Genomic DNA, 23009 nt, shown 5'->3' with positions numbered 1-23009 from the left:
GCGCGCATGATCGACGTCGAAGACCTGATCGCGCTCGTTCGCAACTACAATCCGCAGACAGATGCCGATCTGATCCGCCGGGCCTATGCCTACGGGCTGGAAATGCACGCCGGTCAACTGCGCCATTCCGGTGAGCCCTATTTCACCCATCCAGTGGCCGTTGCCGCCATCTTGACCGAACAGCGGCTGGATGATGCGACCATCGTCACCGCGCTTTTGCACGATACGATTGAAGACACTCGCTCGACCTACACTGAGGTGACCGAGCTGTTTGGCGAGGAGATCGCCGAACTCGTCGATGGCGTGACCAAGCTGACCAATCTGCAACTCTCCAACGCCGCCTCTAAGCAGGCCGAGAATTTCCGCAAGCTGTTCATGGCGATGTCCAAGGATTTGCGGGTGATCCTCGTCAAGCTGGCCGACCGTTTGCATAACATGCGCACGATCCGCTCGATGCGGGTGGAAAAGCAGGTGCAAAAGGCGCGCGAGACGATGGAAATCTATGCGCCGCTTGCTGGGCGCATGGGGATGCAATGGATGCGCGAAGAGCTTGAGGATCTTGCCTTCAAGGTCATCAACCCCGAGGCGCGCACCTCAATCATCCGCCGCTTTGTCAGCCTGCAAAAAGAAACGGGCGATGTGATTCCGAAAATCACCGCTGATATCCGTGCGCTTCTGGAAGATGAGGGCATCGAAGCGATGGTGTTCGGGCGCGCCAAACGCCCCTATTCGATCTGGCGCAAGATGGAAGAGAAGCAACTCGCCTTCTCGCGGCTTTCCGACATTTACGGATTTCGCGTCATCACCGACTCCGAAATGGATTGCTACCGGGTGTTGGGGTTGATCCACCACCGTTGGCGCGCCGTGCCGACCCGGTTCAAAGACTATATCAGCCAGCCCAAGACGAACGGGTATCGCTCTATTCACACCACGGTCTCGGGGCGCGATGGCAAGCGGGTCGAGGTGCAAATCCGCACCCGCCAGATGCACGAGGTCGCAGAGGCCGGGGTGGCTGCGCATTGGTCCTATCGCGATGGTGAGCGGGCGAAAAACCCCTTTGCCGTGGACCCGGCGAAGTGGCTGGCATCGCTGAATGAGCGGTTTTCGGAGGGCGATGGCGAGGGCGATCACGATGAATTCCTCGAGAACGTCAAGCTCGAGATGTATTCCGATCAGGTGTTTTGTTTCACCCCAAAGGGCGATGTGGTCAAACTGCCCAAGGGCGCAACGCCGATTGATTTCGCTTATGCGATCCACACCCGCATCGGCAACAGCTGTGTGGGCGCCAAAGTCGATGGCATCCGCGTACCGCTTTGGACACGGTTGAAAAACGGTCAATCGGTCGAGGTGATTACCGCGGCTGGCCAGCGTCCTCAGATGACCTGGCTTGATATCGTGGTCACCGGGCGCGCCAAGGGGGCGATCCGCAAATCCCTGCGCGAGGAAGATCGCGATCGCTTTATCAAGCTGGGGGCGGAACTTGCGCGCGTGGCTTTTGAACATGTCGGGCGCAAGGTCACGGACAAGGCGCTGCGCACCGCCGCCAAGACCTTGGGTCTGCCCGATGAAGATGAGGTGCTTGCCCGGATCGGATCGGCGGAAATGGCGGCCTCAGAGGTGTTGGCCGCCCTCTATCCCGAACTTGCGGCGCGTCAGAACGAAGGCGAGATCGAACCGACCCGCGCCGTCTTGGGCCTTGAGGCGGATCAGACGTTCACCCGCGCGAATTGCTGCCAGCCCCTGCCCGGAGAGCGGATCGTTGGCATCACCTATCGTGGGCAGGGTGTGGTTATTCACGCCATCGACTGTCCCGCCCTTGAGGAATTTGAGGATCAACCCGAACGCTGGGTCGATCTGCATTGGAAAACCGGGCGCCATCCGCCCGCCTACACCGCGACGCTCAAGGTCACAATTTCCAATGATGCGGGCGTTTTGGGCCATATCTGTACCTTGATCGGGCAGCAAAAGGCCAACATTTCGGATCTGAAATTCATTGATCGAAAGCCCGATTTCTATTCGCTTCTTGTTGAGGTCGAACTGTGCGATGCCGAGCACATCCACCGTTTGCTTAATGCACTCGAAGCGGAAAGCGATGTTGCACAAGTGGCGAGAATCCGCGAATTGTCACGCAAGCCATAGCCGTTTCGGCGGCGCGAAGGGGAGAGAAGCGTGGTTTTTAGGCGGCGCGAAAAGCGAAGCGTTCTAGAGAACCTGCGCGAGGCGGTCTGGCCGCGCTCGGGGTGGGGCCGTGCTTTTCAATACGTCAAACACCGCGTAAATCGCCTGCCAGATCGACCCCACCGCATTGCGCGCGGCGTCTGGGCCGGGGTGTTGGTGTCGTTCACCCCGTTCTTCGGGTTTCACTTTCTGTCCGCCGCAGCAGTCGCGTGGATCATCCGCGGCAATATCTTGGCGGCATTGCTGGCGACCTTTTTTGGCAATCCGATAAGCTTTCCCATCATCGCGGTGTTCTCGGTCAAGCTGGGCCACTACATCCTTGGAGGGCGACTGGATAGCGGGCATCCCGAGGGCTTGCTGCGCACGTTTCAGGCGGCCAGCCATGATTTGCTGCACAATTTCTGGGCCATGTTCACGCCCGATCATGCGGAATGGGGTGGGCTCGAGCGGTTTTTCACCGATGTCTGGCTGCCCTATCTGGTGGGGGGGATTGCGCCGGGGATCATCGCGGCGACGATTTGCTATTATGTCTCGCTACCCATCATCACCGCCTATCAGAACCGCCGTCGTACCCGGCTGAAAGAGCGGCTGGAAAAAATCCGCGCCAAGATCAAACGCGACGATAAAAACGGCGAGAAAAAGCCCCGCGAATAGGCTTTTTGCCGATCAGGGTCGGCCCTTGGCCGCCCCCGCTTCGCTGAGGCGATAGCCGCGCATCTGGGCGTGGCGCCGGGCTGTTTCGGCGACGCTTACCGCGTCGCGCAGATTGGAAAACCAGCGCAGGCATTGGCGACCCGCGCGCCCATGCTGGCCCCATTCGCGCAGCACTGTGTATTCCCCGAACAGATTGTCGGATATCTCAACGCGGTAGAAACGCCGCGTATTCGGCGTGTGCAATATGAGGTTGAGCATGGCAGTGCTCCCGCATCCCAGTTTTGTGAACTGAATCAGAGACGCGCGGCCTTTGCCAGCGAAAAAGGGTTAACGAAAAGGGCCGCGCGTTCTGCGACCGAACCTTTTGCGACATCGGTGAAATCGTCCAGATTGTCGCCCATCAACAGCGTGACGCGGTAATCCTTGGTGCGGTTGGAGACGTTGAAAATCTTCACGCCTTTGGAAGCCGCATATTTCCGGAAATCGACCGCGCAGCGCCTCAAAAAGGCACTGCAGATGCAAGAACTGCAAGCGCGCTCGGGTTGCCTTGGCGTGAGCCTAGCTCCAGCGGACCTCGCCCAAAAAGATATAGCCTGCGCCGTAGATCGTCTTGATCAGGCGGGGATTTTTCGGGTCTTCCCCAAGCTTGGTGCGTAAGCGCGAGATCCGCACATCCATCGCGCGATCAAAGCTGTCGCCTGCCGCACCGCCTAAGCTTTCCTGCATCTGCGCGCGGCTGATCAGGCGGTTCGGGCTTTCGAGAAATAGCCGCAGAACCTCGCCCTCGGCATGGCTGAAGGAGGTCTCGTGTCCGGTCTCATCGACAAGCATATAGCGGTCGAAATGCGCCTTCCAGCCCGCGAAACTGGCGCTGTTGGCCGTGTTCGCTGCCCCAGAACGCCCCTTGCGCAGCCGGGCGCGAATGCGCGCGACGACCTCGGCGGGATCAAAGGGTTTGATGATGTAGTCATCCGCGCCCAGCTCAAGCCCCGTCACCCGGTCTTGCACTTGCGCGCGCCCCGAGATGATGATGATCGCCGCCCCGGATTCCAGCGCCAGACGATGCACCAGCGCCAGCCCGTCACGATCGGGCAAACCCAGATCGACAAGGCAGACATCGGGCGCGGTGCGACGTAGCGCGGCCTCGAACTCGGTCGCGCGTCCGTAACAGGTGGTGCGAAACCCCGCCTCTTGCAGCGCATCCGACAGCATCCGGCGAATTTCCGGCTCATCATCAAGGATCGCGACATGGGGTTGATCGGCGGTCATGGTCTGGGTCCAGCAAGAAACGCGCCAAGATGTGCGGCGTCAAAGGGTTTCTGGATGACGGGGCAGGGGGCCGCCAAGCGCAGCGCATCCCCCGGAGGCAGCGACGTCATCAAGATCACTGGCACCTGATCGCCGATTGCGTGTGCAAGGTCCACCCCTGTGCGCGATCCGGCGAGTTGAATATCTGATAGTACGAGATTGATATCAGGCAGCGCCATCAGGGCCAGCGCCTCGGTCACGTTGCGCGCTTCGATGATGGTGTGGTCCATCGCGCGCAACATATCGCGGGTCGTGGTGCGAATATCTTCGTCATCCTCGACCAACAGCACCAGCATCGGCGTGGTGGACACCGCCGCAGGGCGCAAAGGCAGGCGCAGCGTCACACGTGCGCCTTCAGGCGTATTGGTTAGCCGCACCGTGCCGCCTGCCAGCTTGGTTTGATCATAGACCATCGACAGGCCCAGCCCCGACCCCTCGCTACCCTTGGTGGTGAAAAACGGATCGAGTGCATGGCTGAGCGCCGTCGGTGAAAACCCGGGCCCCTCATCGCTGACGGAGATTTCCACCCAAGTATCGCGCACCGGATGGGCCGCGATGCGGATGCACCCGCCCGTGTCGCGCATCGCGTCATTGGCGTTCAAGATCAGATTGAGAATGCTGTCTTGCAACGGGCCGGGGTCAAGCAAGACCGGGCTGTCCAGCCCATCTATCGCGATCTCAAGGCGGACCGCTTCGCGCAAGGTCGGCCCCGCCATCGCGGCCAGATCGTCAAACAGATCGGCGAGGGCAACGGCTTGCGGACGCAATTCGCGCGGGCCGGAAATCGCGGCGAGGCGGTCCAGCAAAGTGCCGCCGCGCCGCGCCGCGCCCAAGGTCGCGCGGATCGCGTCTTGCGCGTCTTCCGGCAGGCCTTCCATGCGCTCCAGCCGACCTTGCAGCCCCAGAATGATCGTTAGAAGATTGGCGAAATCATGCGCGAGCCCTGACGACAGTTTGGCGGCCAATTCGCGCTTGGCAGTCTGGGCAAGGGCGGCACGCGCCTGCGCCTCATCGGTCACATCGGTGGACAGGATGAATACGCCCCCCACCGGGCCCGTACCAATTCGATCGGGCGTCAGCGCGATGCGGATGCGCCGCCCCGAAGGGTCATGCGTAATCTCGATCACGCTCGCCTCGCCATCCAAGGCGCGTTCAAACGCGGGGCGAATTTTGGCGAATGTCGCAGCCCCCAGCGCATCGCTTGCCTCTTGTCCAACGACATCGGCATGGGATCCGGGCATCACCGAAGACAGTTTGCGATTGGAAAACGTGTAGACGAAATTGCGATCCATATGGGCGATATGCGCGGGCATCATCTCGGTCACTTGTCGGGTGCGCGCCTCGGTGATGGTGAGCTGGCGCTGGGTCTCTTGCAGCGCGGCATTGGTCGCGCCCAAAGCGCGGTTGGCGGCGCCTAACGCCTCGGCATGATCGAGCACCTGTTCGGACAGTTCCTCAGATCGGGCACGCAGCAACGCCTCTTGGCGTTTGATCTCGGTGATGTCGGTATAGACGGTGATCCAGCCGCCTTGCGGCAGTGGTGCGCCCTCAACCGAAATTGTGCGGCCATTGGCGCGGGTGCGCTCCATGTAATGCGGGGCAAAGGCGCGCGCGGTTTCCACGCGGTCACGCACGGCAGCCTCGATATCGTCCACCGGGCCATATTCGCCCTGCTGCACCAGATAGTGCACGGTATCCTCAAACGAGGCTCCGGGCTGGGTCAGCGGATCGGGGAGGTTGAACATTTCCTTATACGGCGCGTTTGACACTGCCAGGCGTAGATCACTGTCAAAGATCGACAATGCCTGAGCAATCAGGTTCAGCCCCGCCTGTGTCAGCCTGTCATGTGCGCTTTCAGCCACCCGTTTCCCCCCTTGGCGTGATCATGGCTAACACCCCACCGGGCCCTGCGCAAATTACGTTTTTCGAAGTTGAGCCGCGCTGTAAGAATTCGTTACAATCACGAAAACATCACGAAAACTTTGACAGCGAGCCTAGCGCCATGCCGAACTGGGCGCGGAGGATTCGCCTTGGGCGGAGAGGGACGCCGGTCAACCGGCGCGAGGGAGGATAATTTGGCTGAGGCAGTCACGAAGGGGCACGAGTCTGCCCAATCGATTCCTGCGCTGTTGGCGCGCAACGTAGCCCGTTTCGGGGGCTATCCCGCCTATCGCGAAAAGGAATTCGGGATTTGGCAAAGCTGGACATGGGCCGAGACCGCCGATGAAATCCGCGCTATGGCGCTGGGGTTTCTCAGTCTTGGGGTCGAGCGTGGCGATCATATCGCGATTATCGGGCGCAACCGCCCGGCGCATTACTGGGCGATCGTGGCGGCGCAGATGTGCGGTGCCATCCCGGTATCACTGTATCAGGACGCGGCCGCCGATGAGATGGCCTACGTGATGGACCATTGCGGTGCGCGCTTTGTTGTGGCGGGCGATCAAGAGCAGGTCGACAAGATCCTTGAGATCGGTGATCGCATCCAAGACATCACCCATGTCATGTATACCGACAAGCGCGGCATGCGGAAATATGACCACTCGCAGATGAACGCGCTTGAAGACGTCAAGGCCGAGGGGCGTGCGGGCCATGCGCGCTATGACGCAGAGCTGGATCGCCGCATCGCCGAGCTGACTTACGACACCACTTGCGTGATGCTTTATACCTCGGGCACGACCGGCAAGCCCAAGGGCGTGGTGCTTTCGAACCGCAATATCATCGAGACCGCCAAGGCGAGTTCCGACTTCGATCATCTGGATCATAACGACGAGGTTCTCGCCTATCTGCCGTTGGCTTGGGTGGGCGATTTCATCTTTTCCATCGGGCAGGCTTATTGGACGGGCTTCACCGTGAACTGCCCGGAATCGCCCGAGACGATGATGACCGATCTGCGCGAAATCGGGCCGACCTATTTCTTCGCCCCGCCGCGGGTGTTCGAAAATCAGCTGACCACCGTGATGATCCGCATGGAAGATGCCGGGCGGGTCAAGAAATGGCTGTTTGATCACTACATGGAGGTCGCGCGCAAGATTGGCCCCGATATTCTGGATGGCAAGCCGGTCAGCTTTGGCAAGCGGCTGTCTTATGCGCTGGGCAATCTGTTTGTTTATGGTCCGCTCAAGAACACGCTGGGCTATTCGCGTATCCGCGTCGGCTATACGGCGGGCGAGGCGATCGGCCCCGAGATCTTCAGCTTTTACCGCTCGCTCGGGATCAATCTGAAGCAGCTTTACGGGCAGACCGAAGCGTCGGTGTTCATCACGCAACAACCCGATGGCGAGGTGCGCGCCGATACCGTGGGCGTTCCAAGCCCCGGCGTCGAGGTGCGGATCGGCGAGAATGGCGAGGTCTATTATCGCAGCCCCGGCACTTTCGTGGCCTATTACAAGAATGCCGAAAGCACCGCCTCGACCAAAGATCCCGAGGGCTGGGTGGCGACGGGCGATGCTGGTTTCTTTGAGCCCGATACAGGCCATTTGCGCATCATCGATCGCGCCAAAGACGTTGGTAAAATGTCCGATGGTCGGATGTTCGCGCCGAAATATGTCGAGAATAAACTGAAATTCTACCCCGCGATTCTGGAATCCGTGGTGTTTGGGGCGGGCCGTGACCGCTGCACGGCTTTCATCAATATCGACCTTGCGGCAGTGGGCAACTGGGCCGAACGCAAAAATATTTCCTACGCCTCATATCAAGAGCTGGCCGGTCATCCGCGTGTCTATGAAATGATCCGCGAGCATATCGAAGAGGTGAACGAGAGCGTCGCGCAAGATCCGATCCTGTCGGGCTGTCAGGTGCATCGCTTCTTGATCTTGCACAAGGAACTGGACGCCGACGATGGCGAGTTGACCCGCACCCGCAAAGTGCGCCGCAACATTATCGCCGAGAAATTCGCCGACCTGATCGGCGCGCTCTATGACGGCAGCTCGGACATCTACACCGAAACCGAAGTGACCTACGAAGACGGCCGTAAGGGCGCGATCAAGGCCACGTTGCGGATCGAGGATGCCAAGGTCATGCCGATCAAACCAATGGCGGAGGCCGCGGAATGAACGATATGAGCGACGGTTACATGACCGCGGATGGCCGCCAGATTGGTGGCGTTCTGATGGAGTTGAAGAACATCACGCTGAAATTCGGCGGCGTGACCGCGATCGAGAACATCTCGTTTGATATTCGCGAAGGCGAAATTCGCGCGATCATCGGGCCGAACGGCGCGGGAAAATCTTCGATGCTGAACGTGATCTCGGGGTTCTATGTGCCCACCGAGGGCGAGGTTTGGTTCAAGGGCTACAAGCGCGGGCCGATGAAGCCCTATGAAATCGCGCGCCTTGGGATTGCTCGCACGTTCCAGAACATCGCCTTGTTCGACGGGATGTCGGTGCTCGATAACATCATGACGGGCCGCTTGACCAAGATGAAGAAGGGCCTTCTGGCGCAAGCCGGCTGGTGGTGGACGGGCGCAGCCAAGGAAGAACATGAGAACCGCGAAAAGGTAGAACGGATTATCGACTTTCTGGAGATCCAGAATATTCGCAAAACGCCCGTTGGTCGCCTGCCTTACGGGCTGAAAAAACGGGTCGAACTGGCGCGCGCCTTGGCCGCCGAGCCGAAAATCTTGCTGCTCGATGAGCCGATGGCGGGAATGAACGTCGAAGAGAAAGAGGACATGTGCCGCTTTATCCTCGATCTCAACGATGAATTCGGCACCACCATCGTCTTGATCGAGCACGATATGGGCGTGGTCATGGATATTTCGGACCGCGTCGTCGTGATGGATTACGGCAAAAAGATTGGCGATGGCGCGCCGACCGAGGTGCGCAACAATCAGGCCGTGATCGACGCCTATCTGGGGGTGGCCCATGACTGATTTCTCACAAACGCAACGCGGTCAAACCGGGGAGGCGCATCATGCCTGATCAACTCGTCTATGCGATGGAAGTGACGCTGAACGGGCTGATGGCGGGGGTGTTGTACTCGCTGGTTGCGCTTGGCTTTGTGCTAATTTTCAAGGCCTCGGGCATCTTCAACTACGCCCAAGGGGTGCTGGCGCTGTTTGCCGCGCTCACGCTGGTGGGTATCCAGAACGGCCAAGTTCCGTTCGCCCATATGATCAACGCAATGACGGGCGGGCATCTGACCAATTTCGGCTGGCAAGTGCCATCGGTGATTGCGATTTTGTTGACGGGCGTCGTGATGGTTCTGCTGGCGATCGTGATCGAGAAGCTGGTGCTCAAGCACCTCGTCAACCAAGCGCCGATCATCTTGTTCATGGCGACCATCGGCATGGCTTATTTCCTCGAAGGCTTCGGCGATGTGATGTGGGGGGCTGATATCAAAACGCTTGATGTCGGCCTGCCCCAAGGCATCAACGAAACCATCGAGAGCCTGACCGACCGCTTGTTCGGCTATGGGTTCTTCATCGACAATCTCGATATCGTAGCGACGTTGCTCGCGATCTTGCTGGTCACCGCGCTGACGCTGTTTTCGCAATATTCCAAGCAGGGCCGCGCCTTACGCGCGGTGGCCGATGACCACCAGGCCGCGCTGTCAGTGGGCATCTCGTTGCGCTTTATCTGGGTGCTGGTCTGGTCGATTGCGGGCTTTGTCGCGCTGGTTGCGGGCATCATCTGGGGCACGAAGTCGGGGGTTCAGTTCTCCCTCAGCCTGATCGCGCTCAAGGCGTTGCCGGTGTTGATGCTGGGCGGGTTTACCTCGATCCCCGGTGCGATTGTCGGCGGGTTGATCATTGGCGTTGGCGAAAAGCTGTTCGAATTCTCGATCGGTCCGATGATCGGTGGCGCCACCGAGAACTGGTTTGCCTATGTGCTGGCGCTCGTCTTCCTCGTCTTCCGTCCGCAAGGGCTGTTTGGCGAAAAGATCATCGAGAGGGTCTGAACAATGTCACGGAGCTGTGAGAATTTTCTTGATCGGGATGCGGGGCTGCGACAAGCTGCCGCATATCGTAGCGTCAAGGCAGGGGAGGCCCGTCGTTGCGAGAGCGTAACGAGCAAAGGGAGGACCGTTGCCCATGAAAATCTGTGCGACCGTATTCACCATCGGTTGGGGGGCCGCGCTTGCCTTCGGCTGGATCGCATTGGCGGCCCCGCCAGAAGAGGCGTCACAATTGCAAACCATCAATATCGCACTGGCCGCCTTGGGCGCCGGGGCCGGGCTTTGGGCTTGGCTCAGGATACGACGCGGCTGCTGACGGAAGAGATCGCTCTCTTCCCAAATAAGGGGAGAGGCTAATGTTTTACCGCGAAGCTGGTGATTTCAAGACGTCGTATAGTGAAGACGGGCAGACCTTTCCGATCAAATTCGATCGGTTGCGGTTTTACGCCGTGCTGGCCGTGGCCTTCGGGGTGATCCCGCTTTTCATCAATGATTACTGGGCCAACGCAGTGGCGGTGCCGTTTTTGATCTACGCAATTGCGGCGATCGGGCTGAACATTCTGGTGGGATATGCCGGTCAGGTGAGCCTTGGCACGGGCGGCTTCATGGCCGTCGGGGCCTATGCCGTTTACAAGCTGATGACTGCGTTCCCAGAAGTGTCGATCTTCATTCACGTCATTTTGGCGGGACTCATCACGGCCGCCGTTGGTGTGGTGTTTGGTCTGCCCAGCCTGCGCATCAAGGGGTTCTATCTGGCCGTCGCAACGCTGGCGGCGCAGTTCTTCCTAGTCTGGCTGTTCAACAAGGTGCCGTGGTTTTACAACTACTCGGCCTCCGGCCAGATCAACGCACCCGAGCGCACGGTGTTTGGCGTGTTTGTGACGGGCGCGCAGACCTCGGCGATGGCGAAATACATGTTCTGCCTCGTGATTCTGACACTGGTGGCATTGGTCGCGCGCAACCTGACGCGCGGTACCGTCGGGCGCAAATGGATGGCGATCCGTGACATGGATATCGCCGCAGAGATCATCGGGGTGAACCCGTTGACCACCAAACTCACCGCTTTCGCCGTGTCCTCGTTCTTCATCGGTATCGCAGGGGCGCTGTTCTTTGCAGTCTATCTGGGCGCGGCAGAGGTGGGCGAGTCCTTCGGTATCCAGAAATCGTTCCTGATCTTGTTCATGGTGATCATTGGCGGGCTTGGCTCGATCTTCGGGTCTTTCGCGGGGGCTGCGTTCCTCGTGCTGCTGCCGGTGTTCCTCAAGAACGTGCTGGTGGGAACGCTGGGTTGGCCGACCGATCTGGCCGCGCATATCGAGTTGATGATCGTGGGCGGGCTGATCGTGGTGTTCCTGATCGCCGAACCCCATGGCATCGCGCAGCTTTGGCGAGTCACGAAAGAGAAACTCCGGCTTTGGCCCTTCCCGCACTGACGCGAAGGCGCTGCCCAACATCGAAGAACCGGGATCAACCCGGCAAGGTATTCGACTGACTCTCTGGGAGGAGATGCATATGAGAAAGACACTAACCGCCTTGGTGGCCGCCGCGATGACGCTAGGCGCTGCCCCGGTCATGGCCGAACTGGTCGTGCCGAACCTGAGCTACCGCACCGGGCCCTATGCCGCGAACGGCATTCCCTACGCGGACGGCTTTAACGACTATTTCACGCTGCTGAATGAACGCGATGGCGGGATTGGCGGCGAGATGATCAAAAGCCCCGAATGCGAAACCGCCTATAACACTGAAAAAGGTGTGGAGTGCTACGAGGCCACCAAGGGCGAAGGTGCGCTGGCCTATAACCCGCTCTCGACCGGCATCACCTATCAGCTGATCCCGAAAATGGCCGAAGATGGCATCACGCTGTATACGCCCGGCTATGGGCGCACCTCGGCGGCCAATGGCAAAGTGTTCAAATGGGTGTTCAACTACCCGGCGAACTACTGGGATGGCGCTTCGGTCGCGGTCAAATACCTGATGGATCAGAACGGTGGATCGCTTGAGGGCAAGAAGATCGCGCTGGTCTATCACAACTCGGCATATGGCAAAGAGCCGATCCGCACGCTCGAAGAACTGTCCAAGAAACACGGTTTCACGCTGTCTACCTTGCCGGTCGATCATCCGGGCCAAGAGCAGAAATCGCAGTGGCTGCAAATTCGTCGCGAAAAGCCTGACTATGTCATCATGTATGGCTGGGGCGTGATGAACCAGGTCGCCATTCAAGAGGCCGTCAACATCCGTTTCCCGATGGAAAACTTCATCGGCATCTGGTGGTCCGGCTCTGAAAATGACGTTCAAGCCGCAGGGGACAAGGCGACCGGCTACAAGGCGCTTTCGTTCCACGGCACTGGCATGGATTACCCGGTTTACGCGGACATGAAAAAATATGTCGTGGATACGGGCAAAGCCAGCGGTGCGGGCGATCAGGTCGGCACGATGCTGTATTCGCGCGGCATGTATGCGGCGATCATCATCTCTGAGGCGATCCGCAAGGCGCAGGAGCTGGCGGGCAAATCGGCGGTGAACGCAGCCGAGGTGCGCGACGGTTTCGAAAACCTCGATCTGACCGAGGCACGCTTGGTCGAACTTGGCCTGCCCGACTTTTCGCAGCCGATCAAGGCAAGCTGTGAAAACCACGGTGGTCCGGGGGCTGCGCGCGTCTTCCAGTGGGATGCGGCGAGCAAGAAATGGAACGCAGCTTCGGATTGGATCACGTCTGACAAGGACGTGCTGGATCCGCTGATCGCGGAAGACTCGGCTGCTTTTGCCAAGGAATCCGGCATCGAGGAACGCTGCAAATAACAGACTGGCTCCCGGCCTGCGGGTCGGGAGCCACCTCTAACCCCTCGGAGTTTTTCCCATGCTCGATGACGTCAAAACCGATGCGGCCCTGCTTGAGGTCAACAATATCGAAGTGATCTACAATCACGTCATCCTTGTTTTGAAAGGCGTCAGCCTCAGCGTGCCCAAAGGCGGGATCACTGCGCTTCTGGGTGGTAACGGCGCGGGCAAGACGACGACGCTCAAGGCGATCTCGAACCTGCTGAGATCCGAACGCGGCGAGGTCACCAAGGGCAGTATCATCTACCGTGGCGAGCGGGTTGAAGATGGCGCCCCGGCGGATCTGGTGCGCAAAGGCGTGATTCAGGTGATGGAGGGTCGGCATTGTTTCGAACACCTCACCGTTGAAGAGAACCTGCTGACCGGGGCCTATACCCGCAAGGATGGCCGCGCCGCCGTGCAGGCAGATCTTGAGATGGTCTATAATTATTTCCCCCGCCTGAAAGAGCGCCGCAAATCGCAAGCGGGCTACACTTCGGGCGGCGAGCAACAGATGGTCGCAATGGGCCGGGCGCTGATGAGCCGCCCCGAGATGATCTTGCTGGACGAGCCCTCGATGGGGTTGGCGCCGCAATTGGTTGAGCAGATTTTTGAGATCGTGAAATCGGTTAATGAGAATGAAGGCGTGACCTTTCTATTGGCCGAGCAAAACACCAATGTCGCGCTACGCTACGCGCATTACGGCTATATTCTGGAAAGCGGGCGCATCGTGATGGACGGCCCGGCCGCCGATCTGCGTGAAAATCCGGACGTGAAAGAGTTCTACTTGGGCGTTGGCGATGACGGGCGCAAATCGTTCCGCGATGTGCGCAGCTATCGTCGCCGCAAGCGCTGGCTGGCGTGACTTTAAGTCTTTGAAATTGAACAATTGCTGCGCAGAAGTTCTGAGCGGCAGGGGGCAGTTTGCCCATAACAGGAAAAGGGTCGAGAGATGGGTAAGCATTTCGACGAATTGGAAACCCGATCGGCTGATGCGCGTGAAGCCGCTTTGGCCGCCGCTCTTCCGGGCGTGATCGCCAAGGCGCTGCAAGCCCCGGGGATGGCCGCGCATTTGGCGGGCGTGGATGCCTCGCAAGTCACATCGCGTGCGGCGCTGGCGCGTCTTCCCGTGCTGCGCAAATCCGATTTGGGCGCGGCCCAGAAAGGGGCGCCCCCCTTGGGCGGGCTAATCACCAAACCACTGACCGCTTTCGCCCATATCTTTCAATCTCCCGGCCCAATCTATGAGCCCGGCGATGTCAGCCATGACTGGTGGCGGCTGGGGCGCTTTGCCCATGCTGCGGGGGTGGGCCCCGGTGACATTGTGCAAAACTGCTTTGGCTATCACCTGACGCCCGCGGGCATGATGTTTGAAAATGCGGTGCGGGCGGTGGGTGCCGCTGTGCTACCTGCGGGCACGGGTCAGACCGAGCTGCAAGTGCGTGCCGCCGCCGATATTGGCACGACCGTCTATGCGGGCACGCCCGATTACCTGCGTATCATCCTCGAGAAGGCCGACGAGATGGGCGAGCGGTTGGCGCTGCGTAAGGCCACAGTCTCGGGGGGCGCGCTCTTTCCCAGCTTGCGCCAGCTTTACGCCGATCGCGGCATCGCCTGTCTGCAATGCTATGCCACTGCCGATCTGGGCAATATCGCCTATGAAAGTGCCGCGATGGAAGGGATGATCGTCGATGAAGGCGTGATCGTCGAAATCGTGCGTCCCGGCACGGGTGACCCGGTCGCCCCCGGCGAAGTGGGTGAGGTCGTGGTGACAACGTTGAACCCCGATTATCCGCTGATCCGTTTTGCGACGGGCGATCTTTCGGCTGTGATGGAGGGGGCCTCCCCCTGTGGACGTAGCAATATGCGCATCAAGGGTTGGATGGGGCGCGCCGATCAAACGACCAAGATCAAGGGCATGTTCGTGCGCCCCGAACAGGTTGCGGCCTTTGTCGCGGCCCATCCGCAGGTGCAAAAGGCCCGCGTCATTGCCAGTCGTTCGGGCGAGATGGATGTGATGACCGTGCAGGTCGAAACCGAGAGCAGCGATGCAGCCCAATTCGACGCTGGCATTCGCGCTGCACTCAAGATGAAAGGGGTGATCGAACTGGTTGCTCCGGGCGCTTTGCCCAATGATGGCAAGGTCATTGACGACCAGCGCAGCTATGATTGAGGAACTTTTACGCGTGCTTCTGTGTTAATCCGTTTAGAGAGACGGAGGATAGCATGCGTAAACTATTGTTGACGGGGGCCGCGATTGCGGCGCTTGCCGTGCCTGCGAATGCGGCCGATTTGGCGCTGATCTTGGGCAATGCGAATTACGACCGAATGGGCGATGTCAAAGCGGGGGATGCCTCGATTGCCGCCCAGTCGGGTTTGAAACAGGCCGGGTTCGCGGTTTTCGATCAGGACAATGCCGATGCGGGCGAGATCCGCGCGCGCTTTCGCGATTTTGTCGCGGAGTCGCAGGGGGCGGACACGGTTGTCGTCGCGTTGTCTGGGCGCTTTGTCCACAGCAATTCCGAGACGTGGTTTTTGCCCGTGGATGCGCGCGATGCCACTTTGCCCGAAGCGGTCAGCGAGGCTTTGCCGCTGTCCGCTGTGATGACCGTTTTGGCGGCCCATCCGGGGAAAGCGGTGTTGCTGTTGGGCGCGCCGGACCCCGAGACGGGCATGTCCGGGCTGACGATGCCGGGCATTGGCACGCTCGACATTCCTCAGGGCGTGAGCGTCCTGCGTGGAGAGCCCAAACAAGTGGCTGCCGTTATGGGCGGCGCGCTGGTGCAACCCGGCATGCCCCTTGCTCAGGCGGCGCGCGAAGCGGGGCTGACGGCCTCGGGGTTTGCGATGCCGGAACGTGCGTTAATCAATGTGCAAAGCCAGCCGAACACCCCTTCACCTGCTCCGGTCAAAACGCCCGCCGCCGATCCTGCCTCGCCTTATTGGGATCTCGCGAGCTCCGAAGACACGATTGACGCCTATCAGCTATATCTCAAGCGCTATCCCAATGGCGCAAACGCGGCGGATGCCAAGGCGCGCATCGCGACGCTCAAGGCGGAACCCGAGTTGCAGGCCAAGGCGGTCGAAAAGGCACTCAACCTGTCGCGCGATCAGCGCCGCGAGGTGCAGCAGAATCTGACCATCCTTCAGTTTGACCCGAAGGGCGTTGACGGGATATTCGGCCCCGGTTCGCGCAGCGCCATTTCGCGTTGGCAGCAGGCAAACGGGTTTGATGGCACATCCTATCTAAGCTCCGAGCAGCTGACCAAACTGTCTGCGCAGGGCGAAAAGCGTTCTGCCGAACTGGATGCCGAAGCCAAGGCGCGTCAGGCAGAGATTGACACGCAGGATCGCGCCTATTGGGAGCAAACGGGCAAGGCCGGGGATGAGCCGGGCCTGCGCGCTTATCTCAAGAAATATCCCGATGGGCTGTTTGCGGATTTGGCGCAAGAGCGGCTTGATACGATTGAGGCCGCACGTCGGGCGGATGCGCAATCGGCGGATCGTGGGGATTGGGATGCTGCGCGCAAGGCCGACACGGTCGCGGCCTATCGCGAGTATCTTTCAAGTCGCGACAAACCCGCCTTCCAAGCCGAGGCCGAGGCCCGCATCTCCGAACTGCAGCAGGAAAACCAGGACAGCGCACAGGTGGCCCAAGCCAAGGCAACCGAAGACGCCTTGGGTTTGCCCAGTGTAGCGCGGCAGTTGGTGGAACAACGGCTATCGCAGATGGGGTTGAAGCCGGGCAAGGTTGATGGCGCCTTCACCCCCGAAACCCGCCGCGCGATCCGGCGCTATCAAACAGCCGGCGGGCTGCCTGCGACGGGCTATCTGACTCAGGCAACCGTGGCACAGCTTTTGGCCGGTGCCATCGGGTTTCGCTAAGGCAAAAGGGGCGGCTTGGTCGCCCCTTTTTCATGACGGTTTCGGGCGCGCGCAGCGACGCCATGCTAAGGTCTCAATACACTCCGCTTTATTTAATATACCGACTGGTATATTAAATATGCATGCGTGCTTCTAACCCCTCGTCCGCCAAGCCCCGCCCCCGTGGTCGCCCGCCCCTTGCGCCTGATGCGCAGGCGTCGCGCAAAGCGTTGCTGCGCGCGGGGCTCGCGCAGCTGACAGAACGGGGCTATGTCGCGGTGCGTCTGGACGATGTCGTCGCGAATGCGGGCGTGACCAAGGGCGCGTTCTATCATCATTTCCGCTCAAAGGCGGACTATGGCATGGCGCTGATCGCGGAATATGACGCGTATTTTCGGGCCCAGATCGCGCGCAGTCTGGGGCGAGCCGACCTAACGCCACTGGCGCGTTTGCAGGACTTCGCCACGATGGCCGAGGCCGGGATGGCCCGGTTCGGGTTTCGGCGCGGCTGCCTGATCGGCAATCTTGGTCAAGAGATGACCTCGCTGCCCGAAGACTATCGCGCCAAGCTGATCGCAGTGCTTGAGGGCTGGCAAGACATGACCGCAACCTGTCTGCGTGCCGCTCAAGACGCAGGTGAGATCGCATCAGATCAAGACCCAGAGATCCTTGCCGCGCTGTTCTGGACCGGCTGGGAAGGCGCGGTCCTGCGCGCCAAACTCGAACGCAACCCCGCGCCGCTGCGGCAATTTACTGCCGGATTCCTGCGCCTCGTATCGAAATGACGGAGTTCCCAATGACCAAAGCCATCGTGATTGAAAAGACTGACGAGACCCAAAGCGTTTCGTTGCGCGACATTGATCTGCCGCCGCTGGCCGAGGGCGAAGTGGCCGTGGATGTCGCCTATTCCACGCTGAATTACAAAGATGCGCTGGCATTGACCGGGGCCGCGCCGGTTGTGCGCAGCTTCCCGATGGTGCCGGGGATCGATTTGGCCGGGATCGTGCGCGAAAGCCTGCATCCCGATTATGCGCCCGGCGACCGCGTTGTTCTCAACGGTTGGAGTGTGGGTGAGAAATACTGGGGCGGGCTGGGTGCGCGCGCGCATCTGCGCGGCGAGTGGCTGGTGCCGCTGCCCGAGGGAATCTCGATGCGTCAGGCGATGGCGATCGGCACGGCGGGCTACACTGCGATGCTGTGCGTGATGGCACTTGAGGCCAATGGCGTGACGCCCGAGAGCGGCGAAGTGGTTGTGACCGGGGCCTCGGGCGGTGTCGGCAGCGTGGCCATCGCGCTGCTCGCGGCCAAGGGCTACACCGTGGCTGCGGTCACCGGGCGCGAAAGCGAGGCGGAGTATCTGAAATCGCTCGGGGCGTCGTCAATCGTGGCGCGCGAGGAGTTGTCGGGTAAGCCGCGCGCCCTCAACAAAGAGCGTTGGGCAGGCGCGATTGATGTGGTGGGCAGCACGGTTCTCGCCAATCTGATCTCGATGATGAAATATCACGGCACGGTCGCGGCGTGCGGTCTGGCAGGCGGCATGGATCTGCCCAGCTCGGTTGCGCCTTTCATTCTGCGCGGTGTCACCCTTGCCGGGGTCGATAGCGTGATGTGCCCGCGCCCCCGGCGAATCGAGGCGTGGCAACGCTTGGCGCGTGATCTTGACATGGCAAAGCTGGAATCGATGGTGGTCGAGGTCGCGCTGAAGGATGTGATCACCACGGCCCCGAAATTCCTCGAAGGGCAGGTGCGCGGCCGGATCGTCGTACCCGTCGCCCCCGAGCTTGGCTAAGAGGGGGGGGCGATGAGCGACACCAACCCGCCCACCGAAATAGAGGCCGCGCAACCGGGGCAGGCCCGGTTGCGTGACTGCCCGGCTTGGACCTACCTGTTGCAAGAATTCCACGGCATCTACGCGCGCGGCTCTGCAGGGGGCAGCAAGGCGATCCGCGGGCATCGAAAGAAGGTGCGCGACAGCCTGTCCTACACGATCGATTCCAATCCGCTCATTGCGCCGCGTCAGCCGGTGAACAAACCGGTTACCGCACATTTGCCGCGTGCTTTCGACCTCGCGGCGAGCGGCCCAATGGCCAGAATGAGCCGGGCGTTGGAACGCGCCAGCGCGCAGCTGACATGGGATTACGGGTATGAGCGCGTGCCACAGCATTTGGCGCAGAAATACGCCTATTGCGAGGTGCTCGGCCCGCAAGGTCCGATCCTGTCAGAGCGCCTGACACTGGGTTTCGTGCTGTTTGCGCCGCGCACCACCTATCCTCAGCACAGCCATCTCGATATCGAGGAAAGCTATATCTCGATTGCGGGCGATTGGTCGGAAAACGAGTTTGCGGTGTTTGCGCCGGGCTCGCTGATTCTGAACAAGCCGGGGCATGAACATCGCATCACCACAGGTGATTTCGACCCGTGCCTGCTGGCCTATGCCTGGATCGGTCCAAGCGACAAGTTGGCGACACCGGGGATGAAATTTTCCAAGACACGCAAGCGGAGTGTGCAGGGGATCTAAGCGGGCGCTTTGATCAGTTCAGCGTATCGGGCAAATCCAATCCGCGCAGAATATCTTGCGCGGCCATCGGGCGCTTGCCGGGGCGCTGGGCTTGCAGCACCTCCAAAGCACCGATGCCGCAGGCAATGGTGAACCCATGCAGTACGCGGCCAGCCGGGCCGTTCCCCTCGGACAAGGCGGCATGAAGCAGCTTCACCCGTTCGTCTCCAATCGCGACCCAAGCGCCGGGGAACGGGGACAGCCCGTTGATATGGCGCACCAGCTCGGCGGCGGGGCGCGACCAGTCGATGCGCGCCTCGGCTTTGTCGATCTTGGTGGCATAGGTCACGCCCGCTTCGGGCTGCACCTCGGGCGTCAGGTTGTCGATCTGCGCCAGCGCATCCACGATCAACCGTGCGCCCATCTGCGACAGCCGGTCATGCAGCACGCCGGTGGTTTCGGTTGCGCCGATATTGGTGGCTTCGCGCAGCAGCACAGGGCCGGTATCCAGCCCCGCCTCCATCTGCATGATACAGATCCCGGTCTGCGCATCGCCCGCCATCACCGCGCGGTGGATCGGTGCCGCCCCACGCCAGCGCGGCAACAGCGAGGCATGAATGTTCAGACAGCCATTCGCGGGCGCATCCAACACCGCTTGCGGCAAGATAAGCCCATAGGCGACGACCACGGCGATATCGGCATTGAGCGCGGAGAAAGCCTCGCGATCCTCTGGCGCTTTGAAATTGCGCGGCGTGCGCACCTCAATCCCCAGCTTTTCGGCGCAAAGCTGCACTGGCGAGGGGCGATCTTTCTTGCCGCGACCAGCAGGGCGCGGAGGCTGCGAATAGACCGCGACGACATCATGGTCGCGCGCCAAGGCCTCGAGCACCGGAACCGAGAAATCGGGCGTGCCCATGAAGATCACCCGCATCAGGCTTTCCCCAGTTTCTTGGATTTTTGCACCAGCATCTTGCGGCGAAGCGGCGTCAGGTGATCGACGTAAAGCTTACCGTTGAGATGGTCGATCTGGTGCTGCACTGAGGTCGCCCAAAGCCCGACAAAATCGCGATCTTCGCTTTCGCCGCTTTCGTTGAGAAACCGCACCGTCACGGCGCGCGGGCGTTCGATCGGAGCGAAAACTCCGGGCAGGTTGGGCGAGGCCTCGTCATGTTTGCGCATCTGCACCGAGGCATGCAGCACCTCGGGATTGGCCATGCGCACGGCTTGCCCGCGCTTGTCCGAGGCGTCGACAACGGCCAGACGCAGGGTGATCCCGATCTGCGGTGCGGCCAAGCCGACACCGGGCATTGCATCCATCGTTTCGACCATGTCGTCCCAGATCATGCGAACGGTTTCGGTGATCGCCTCGACCGGTTCGGCGGGGCGATGCAAGCGGCGGTCGTCATAAGGCAGGAAGGCGCGCACGGCCATCAGGAAAGGAAATCCTTCGAGCCCGCTTCACGTGCGCGCTCGCGTTTCAGCTTTTCCATCTTGCGGGTGATCATCTTGCGCTTCATCGGACCGAGATAGTCGATGAACAGCTTGCCGTTGAGATGGTCGAATTCGTGCTGCGCGCAGGTTGCCCAGAGCGCGTCGAACTGCTCTTCGTGGCTTTGCCCATCCAGACCCAGCCAGCGCATGCGCACCTCGGCGGGGCGGGTGACTTCGGCATATTGCTCGGGGATGGACAGACAGCCTTCCTCGTAGACATTGCTTTCGTCCGAGACCCAGCTGACCTCGGGATTGATCAGCACCATCGGCTCGGGCGTGGCGTCTTGTTCCTTGACGCAATCCATCACGAACAGCCGTTTCATCACGCCAACCTGCGGCGCGGCCAACCCGATGCCGGGGGCCTCATACATGGTCGCAAGCATGTCATCGGCGAGTTTGCGGATCTCGTCGGTGACCTCGGCCACGGGGTCGCACACCTTTTTCAGGCGCGGATCGGGATGGATCAGGATCTGTCTTAGCGTCATGACAGGGGATTTAGGCGAACTGTTCCGTCCTTGCAATGGCACGCGATTGTGTCTGAGACAAATCGGGGTTTGAACCTGTCTGCGCGATTTGCTCTGTTGCGCGCGTAACATAGGAGAGCCCGACATATGACCGCCCCCAATTTCGACGAGATGATCGACCGCATCGGAACCCATTCTGCGAAGTGGGACGCGATGGAGGGGATTTTTGGCGTAGCCCCCGAGGACGGGATCTCGATGTGGGTCGCAGACATGGATTTCCGCCCGCCTGCCTGTGTGCAGCGCGCGCTGGAATCGATGACGGCGCATGGGGTCTATGGCTATTGGGGCGATATGCGCGAATATCACGCGGCCATTCAGTGGTGGATGTCCAATCGCCACGGCTGGCAGGTCGAACCCGAATGGATTTTCACCACCCATGGGCTGGTGAATGGCACGGGGCTGTGTGTCGACGCCTTCACCAAGCCCGGCGAAGCCGTGGTGCTGATGACGCCAGTTTATCATGCCTTCGCGCGCACCATCAAAGCGGCGGGGCGCGAGGTGCGCGAATGCCCGCTGGCGCTGGAAGATGGCCGCTATGAGATGGATTTCGATGCGTGGGACGCGCAGATGACGGGCAACGAGACCATGCTGCTCTTGTGTTCGCCGCATAATCCCGGCGGGCGTGTCTGGAGCCAATCAGAGCTAGAGACCACGGCCGCGTTCTGTCGCCGCCACAACCTTTTGCTGGTCTGCGATGAAATTCACCACGATCTGGTGATGCCCGGCCACACCCATGTTCCGATGACCGTGGCTTGCCCTGACCAACCGGTCGTCATGATGACTGCGACGACGAAGACATTTAACATTGCGGGCACGCATACGGGCAATGTGATCATCGCCGATCCCGCGCTGCGCGAACGCTTTGCCGCGCGGATGATGGCACTGGGGATCTCGCCCAACAGCTTTGGGCTGGCGATGGCGACAGCCGCCTATAGTCCAGACGGGGCGGCTTGGGTTGACGCGTTGACCGCCTATCTTGAGGGTAATCGCCATATTTTCGACGCGGGTGTGAATGCGATCCCCGGTCTGCGCTCGATGCCGCTGGAATCGACCTATCTGGCTTGGGTCGATTTTTCCGGCACCGGAATGGCGGCTGAAGACTTCACGGCGCGCGTCGAGAAAGACGCGAAAATTGCGGCCAATCATGGGGAAACCTTCGGGCGGGGGGGCGAGAGCTTTCTGCGCTTCAACATCGCGACCCCGCGCGCGCGGGTGCAAGAGGCCGTGGGCCGACTGCAAGCCGCCTTTGGTGATCTGCAATAACGAAAGGCGCCCGTTCGGGCGCCTTTTTCCAAAGCCATTCAGGGGGCAACGGCGCGCCCCGCCTTAGGCTTTTGACAGGTAGCCTGCAATCTCGGGCCCTTCGAACACGAAATCGAGCGGCGCGCGATCGGCGACGGCGGTCTCGCGTTTGACGTTGCAGATCAACTCGCCGTCAGCAACCTCTGAGGCGATGATCAGGCAGGTCGCGATATGGGTCGACCCGTCATATAGATCGACATACCCCCGCAGATGACTGACCCGATCCGCATCAAGCGCAAACCCGCCTTTGAACCTGCGCAGCACCCGCCAGCTTGCGCCATCCGCCAAGACGCGCAGACGCGATGTTTTCGCCGACTTGCGTTTCTGCGCGACACGCAGCCCTTCGAGCAGTTCCTTGGGCAGAAATTCCATCACAGCCTCCAGCAGCATCCCCGCACTCTATGCTGCTCACGCGAATGTAAAATTCAAGTTAACCATTTGTCCGATCTTATGCCGCACCTGCATGGAGTGCTGTATTT

23 protein-coding genes are annotated in these 23009 nt (G+C 60.5%); 15 read left to right on the top strand and 8 right to left on the bottom strand.

The window, feature by feature from the left end; genetic code table 11:
* The first annotated feature begins 6 nt into the window (after window positions 1–6).
* On the top strand, window positions 7–2139 hold the full coding sequence (locus AB4874_RS05715; protein ID WP_295534104.1) for a RelA/SpoT family protein: 2133 nt from the start codon (window positions 7–9) through the stop codon (window positions 2137–2139).
* Window positions 2140–2169: 30 nt separating this feature from the next.
* Window positions 2170–2832: a DUF2062 domain-containing protein gene (locus tag AB4874_RS05710; RefSeq protein WP_295534106.1), complete on the top strand. Its 663-nt coding sequence runs from the start codon at window positions 2170–2172 to the stop codon at window positions 2830–2832.
* 12 nt (window positions 2833–2844) lie between these two features.
* On the opposite strand, the gene AB4874_RS05705 is transcribed toward AB4874_RS05710, so the two are convergent.
* The 4 genes from AB4874_RS05705 to AB4874_RS05690 all read right to left on the bottom strand — a co-directional run bounded on the left by AB4874_RS05705 (window position 2845) and on the right by AB4874_RS05690 (window position 6002).
* Entirely contained in the window at window positions 2845–3090 is a 246-nt protein-coding gene (locus AB4874_RS05705) for a WGR domain-containing protein (RefSeq protein WP_368391258.1), read from the bottom strand.
* A gap of 35 nt (window positions 3091–3125) precedes the next feature.
* Window positions 3126–3287, bottom strand: a complete 162-nt coding sequence (locus AB4874_RS05700) for a hypothetical protein (protein ID WP_368391257.1) — start codon at window positions 3285–3287, stop codon at window positions 3126–3128.
* A 103-nt stretch (window positions 3288–3390) separates the two neighbouring features.
* Complete coding sequence (locus tag AB4874_RS05695; protein WP_295534111.1) at window positions 3391–4101, bottom strand: response regulator transcription factor; 711 nt, start codon at window positions 4099–4101, stop codon at window positions 3391–3393.
* Window positions 4098–6002, bottom strand: coding sequence for a PAS-domain containing protein (locus AB4874_RS05690; protein ID WP_368391256.1), 1905 nt, complete (start codon window positions 6000–6002; stop codon window positions 4098–4100). The genes AB4874_RS05695 and AB4874_RS05690 overlap by 4 nt, the downstream gene beginning before the upstream one ends.
* Before the next feature lie 213 nt (window positions 6003–6215).
* Here AB4874_RS05690 and AB4874_RS05685 point away from each other — a divergent pair, with 213 nt between their 5' ends.
* The 12 genes from AB4874_RS05685 (at window position 6216) to AB4874_RS05630 (ending at window position 19234) form a co-directional block, all read left to right on the top strand.
* Complete coding sequence (locus AB4874_RS05685; RefSeq protein ID WP_368391255.1) at window positions 6216–8192, top strand: AMP-binding protein; 1977 nt, start codon at window positions 6216–6218, stop codon at window positions 8190–8192.
* Complete coding sequence (locus tag AB4874_RS05680) at window positions 8189–9010, top strand: ABC transporter ATP-binding protein (RefSeq protein ID WP_295534117.1); 822 nt, start codon at window positions 8189–8191, stop codon at window positions 9008–9010. The genes AB4874_RS05685 and AB4874_RS05680 overlap by 4 nt, the downstream gene beginning before the upstream one ends.
* A gap of 41 nt (window positions 9011–9051) precedes the next feature.
* Window positions 9052–10038, top strand: coding sequence for a branched-chain amino acid ABC transporter permease (locus AB4874_RS05675; RefSeq protein WP_368391254.1), 987 nt, complete (start codon window positions 9052–9054; stop codon window positions 10036–10038).
* 133 nt (window positions 10039–10171) lie between these two features.
* Window positions 10172–10351, top strand: coding sequence for a hypothetical protein (locus tag AB4874_RS05670; protein WP_295534121.1), 180 nt, complete (start codon window positions 10172–10174; stop codon window positions 10349–10351).
* Window positions 10352–10391: 40 nt separating this feature from the next.
* A complete protein-coding gene (locus AB4874_RS05665; RefSeq protein ID WP_368391253.1) occupies window positions 10392–11468 on the top strand; it encodes a branched-chain amino acid ABC transporter permease in 1077 nt (358 codons plus the stop codon).
* Window positions 11469–11547: 79 nt separating this feature from the next.
* Window positions 11548–12834: an ABC transporter substrate-binding protein gene (locus tag AB4874_RS05660; RefSeq protein ID WP_295534124.1), complete on the top strand. Its 1287-nt coding sequence runs from the start codon at window positions 11548–11550 to the stop codon at window positions 12832–12834.
* Window positions 12835–12892: 58 nt separating this feature from the next.
* Window positions 12893–13717 (top strand): ABC transporter ATP-binding protein, encoded by an 825-nt coding sequence (locus tag AB4874_RS05655; RefSeq protein ID WP_295534126.1) that lies wholly within the window; start codon window positions 12893–12895, stop codon window positions 13715–13717.
* Window positions 13718–13804: 87 nt separating this feature from the next.
* A complete protein-coding gene (locus AB4874_RS05650; RefSeq protein WP_368391252.1) occupies window positions 13805–15025 on the top strand; it encodes a phenylacetate--CoA ligase family protein in 1221 nt (406 codons plus the stop codon).
* A 53-nt stretch (window positions 15026–15078) separates the two neighbouring features.
* Entirely contained in the window at window positions 15079–16737 is a 1659-nt protein-coding gene (locus AB4874_RS05645; protein WP_368391251.1) for a peptidoglycan-binding protein, read from the top strand.
* A gap of 122 nt (window positions 16738–16859) precedes the next feature.
* Entirely contained in the window at window positions 16860–17501 is a 642-nt protein-coding gene (gene acuR / locus AB4874_RS05640; protein ID WP_368391250.1) for an acrylate utilization transcriptional regulator AcuR, read from the top strand.
* An 11-nt stretch (window positions 17502–17512) separates the two neighbouring features.
* Window positions 17513–18505, top strand: coding sequence for an acrylyl-CoA reductase (NADPH) (acuI, locus tag AB4874_RS05635; RefSeq protein WP_368391249.1), 993 nt, complete (start codon window positions 17513–17515; stop codon window positions 18503–18505).
* A 12-nt stretch (window positions 18506–18517) separates the two neighbouring features.
* Window positions 18518–19234 (top strand): dimethylsulfonioproprionate lyase family protein, encoded by a 717-nt coding sequence (locus tag AB4874_RS05630; protein WP_295534137.1) that lies wholly within the window; start codon window positions 18518–18520, stop codon window positions 19232–19234.
* A 13-nt stretch (window positions 19235–19247) separates the two neighbouring features.
* Here AB4874_RS05630 and fmt read toward each other — a convergent pair whose 3' ends face one another.
* From fmt to def (AB4874_RS05615), 3 genes are read right to left on the bottom strand one after another with little or no spacing between them, the layout of a single operon-like run.
* Window positions 19248–20144, bottom strand: a complete 897-nt coding sequence (fmt, locus tag AB4874_RS05625) for a methionyl-tRNA formyltransferase (RefSeq protein ID WP_368391248.1) — start codon at window positions 20142–20144, stop codon at window positions 19248–19250.
* Window positions 20144–20644 carry a peptide deformylase gene (gene def / locus AB4874_RS05620; RefSeq protein WP_368391247.1) on the bottom strand — a complete coding sequence of 167 codons (501 nt, stop codon included), beginning with the start codon at window positions 20642–20644 and terminating at the stop codon, window positions 20144–20146. Before def (AB4874_RS05620) ends, fmt begins: the two co-directional genes overlap by 1 nt.
* Window positions 20644–21189 (bottom strand): peptide deformylase, encoded by a 546-nt coding sequence (gene def / locus AB4874_RS05615; protein ID WP_295534143.1) that lies wholly within the window; start codon window positions 21187–21189, stop codon window positions 20644–20646. The genes def (AB4874_RS05620) and def (AB4874_RS05615) overlap by 1 nt, the downstream gene beginning before the upstream one ends.
* Before the next feature lie 126 nt (window positions 21190–21315).
* On the opposite strand from def (AB4874_RS05615), the gene AB4874_RS05610 reads away from it, so the two are divergent.
* The gene (locus AB4874_RS05610) at window positions 21316–22491 is read left to right on the top strand and encodes a MalY/PatB family protein (protein WP_368391246.1); all 1176 of its coding nucleotides are present in this window, start codon (window positions 21316–21318) and stop codon (window positions 22489–22491) included.
* Window positions 22492–22554: 63 nt separating this feature from the next.
* Here AB4874_RS05610 and AB4874_RS05605 read toward each other — a convergent pair whose 3' ends face one another.
* Complete coding sequence (locus AB4874_RS05605; RefSeq protein ID WP_295534147.1) at window positions 22555–22902, bottom strand: hypothetical protein; 348 nt, start codon at window positions 22900–22902, stop codon at window positions 22555–22557.
* Window positions 22903–23009: the final 107 nt, after the last annotated feature.

Source organism: Thioclava arctica (genome assembly GCF_040892615.1).
In the GTDB taxonomy this organism is placed as follows: Bacteria; Pseudomonadota; Alphaproteobacteria; order Rhodobacterales; family Rhodobacteraceae; genus Thioclava; species Thioclava arctica.
The sequence above is the reverse complement of the archived record's forward strand: the minus strand, read 5'-3'. Positions and strand labels throughout refer to the sequence as shown.

Excerpts from the sequence above, each read along its gene's own strand:
- AB4874_RS05655 (WP_295534126.1), top strand. The coding sequence starts at position 12,893 with ATGCTCGATGACGTCAAAACCGATGCGGCCCTGCTTGAGGTCAACAAT.
- AB4874_RS05695 (WP_295534111.1), bottom strand. The coding sequence starts at position 4,101 with ATGACCGCCGATCAACCCCATGTCGCGATCCTTGATGATGAGCCGGAA.
- AB4874_RS05645 (WP_368391251.1), top strand. The coding sequence starts at position 15,079 with ATGCGTAAACTATTGTTGACGGGGGCCGCGATTGCGGCGCTTGCCGTG.
- AB4874_RS05610 (WP_368391246.1), top strand. The coding sequence starts at position 21,316 with ATGACCGCCCCCAATTTCGACGAGATGATCGACCGCATCGGAACCCAT.
- fmt (WP_368391248.1), bottom strand. The coding sequence starts at position 20,144 with ATGCGGGTGATCTTCATGGGCACGCCCGATTTCTCGGTTCCGGTGCTC.
- def (WP_295534143.1), bottom strand. The coding sequence starts at position 21,189 with ATGACGCTAAGACAGATCCTGATCCATCCCGATCCGCGCCTGAAAAAG.
- acuI (WP_368391249.1), top strand. The coding sequence starts at position 17,513 with ATGACCAAAGCCATCGTGATTGAAAAGACTGACGAGACCCAAAGCGTT.
- AB4874_RS05705 (WP_368391258.1), bottom strand. The coding sequence starts at position 3,090 with ATGCTCAACCTCATATTGCACACGCCGAATACGCGGCGTTTCTACCGC.
- AB4874_RS05680 (WP_295534117.1), top strand. The coding sequence starts at position 8,189 with ATGAACGATATGAGCGACGGTTACATGACCGCGGATGGCCGCCAGATT.
- AB4874_RS05630 (WP_295534137.1), top strand. The coding sequence starts at position 18,518 with ATGAGCGACACCAACCCGCCCACCGAAATAGAGGCCGCGCAACCGGGG.
- AB4874_RS05675 (WP_368391254.1), top strand. The coding sequence starts at position 9,052 with ATGCCTGATCAACTCGTCTATGCGATGGAAGTGACGCTGAACGGGCTG.
- def (WP_368391247.1), bottom strand. The coding sequence starts at position 20,644 with ATGGCCGTGCGCGCCTTCCTGCCTTATGACGACCGCCGCTTGCATCGC.
- AB4874_RS05670 (WP_295534121.1), top strand. The coding sequence starts at position 10,172 with ATGAAAATCTGTGCGACCGTATTCACCATCGGTTGGGGGGCCGCGCTT.
- AB4874_RS05665 (WP_368391253.1), top strand. The coding sequence starts at position 10,392 with ATGTTTTACCGCGAAGCTGGTGATTTCAAGACGTCGTATAGTGAAGAC.
- AB4874_RS05715 (WP_295534104.1), top strand. The coding sequence starts at position 7 with ATGATCGACGTCGAAGACCTGATCGCGCTCGTTCGCAACTACAATCCG.
- AB4874_RS05650 (WP_368391252.1), top strand. The coding sequence starts at position 13,805 with ATGGGTAAGCATTTCGACGAATTGGAAACCCGATCGGCTGATGCGCGT.
- AB4874_RS05605 (WP_295534147.1), bottom strand. The coding sequence starts at position 22,902 with ATGGAATTTCTGCCCAAGGAACTGCTCGAAGGGCTGCGTGTCGCGCAG.
- AB4874_RS05660 (WP_295534124.1), top strand. The coding sequence starts at position 11,548 with ATGAGAAAGACACTAACCGCCTTGGTGGCCGCCGCGATGACGCTAGGC.
- acuR (WP_368391250.1), top strand. The coding sequence starts at position 16,860 with ATGCGTGCTTCTAACCCCTCGTCCGCCAAGCCCCGCCCCCGTGGTCGC.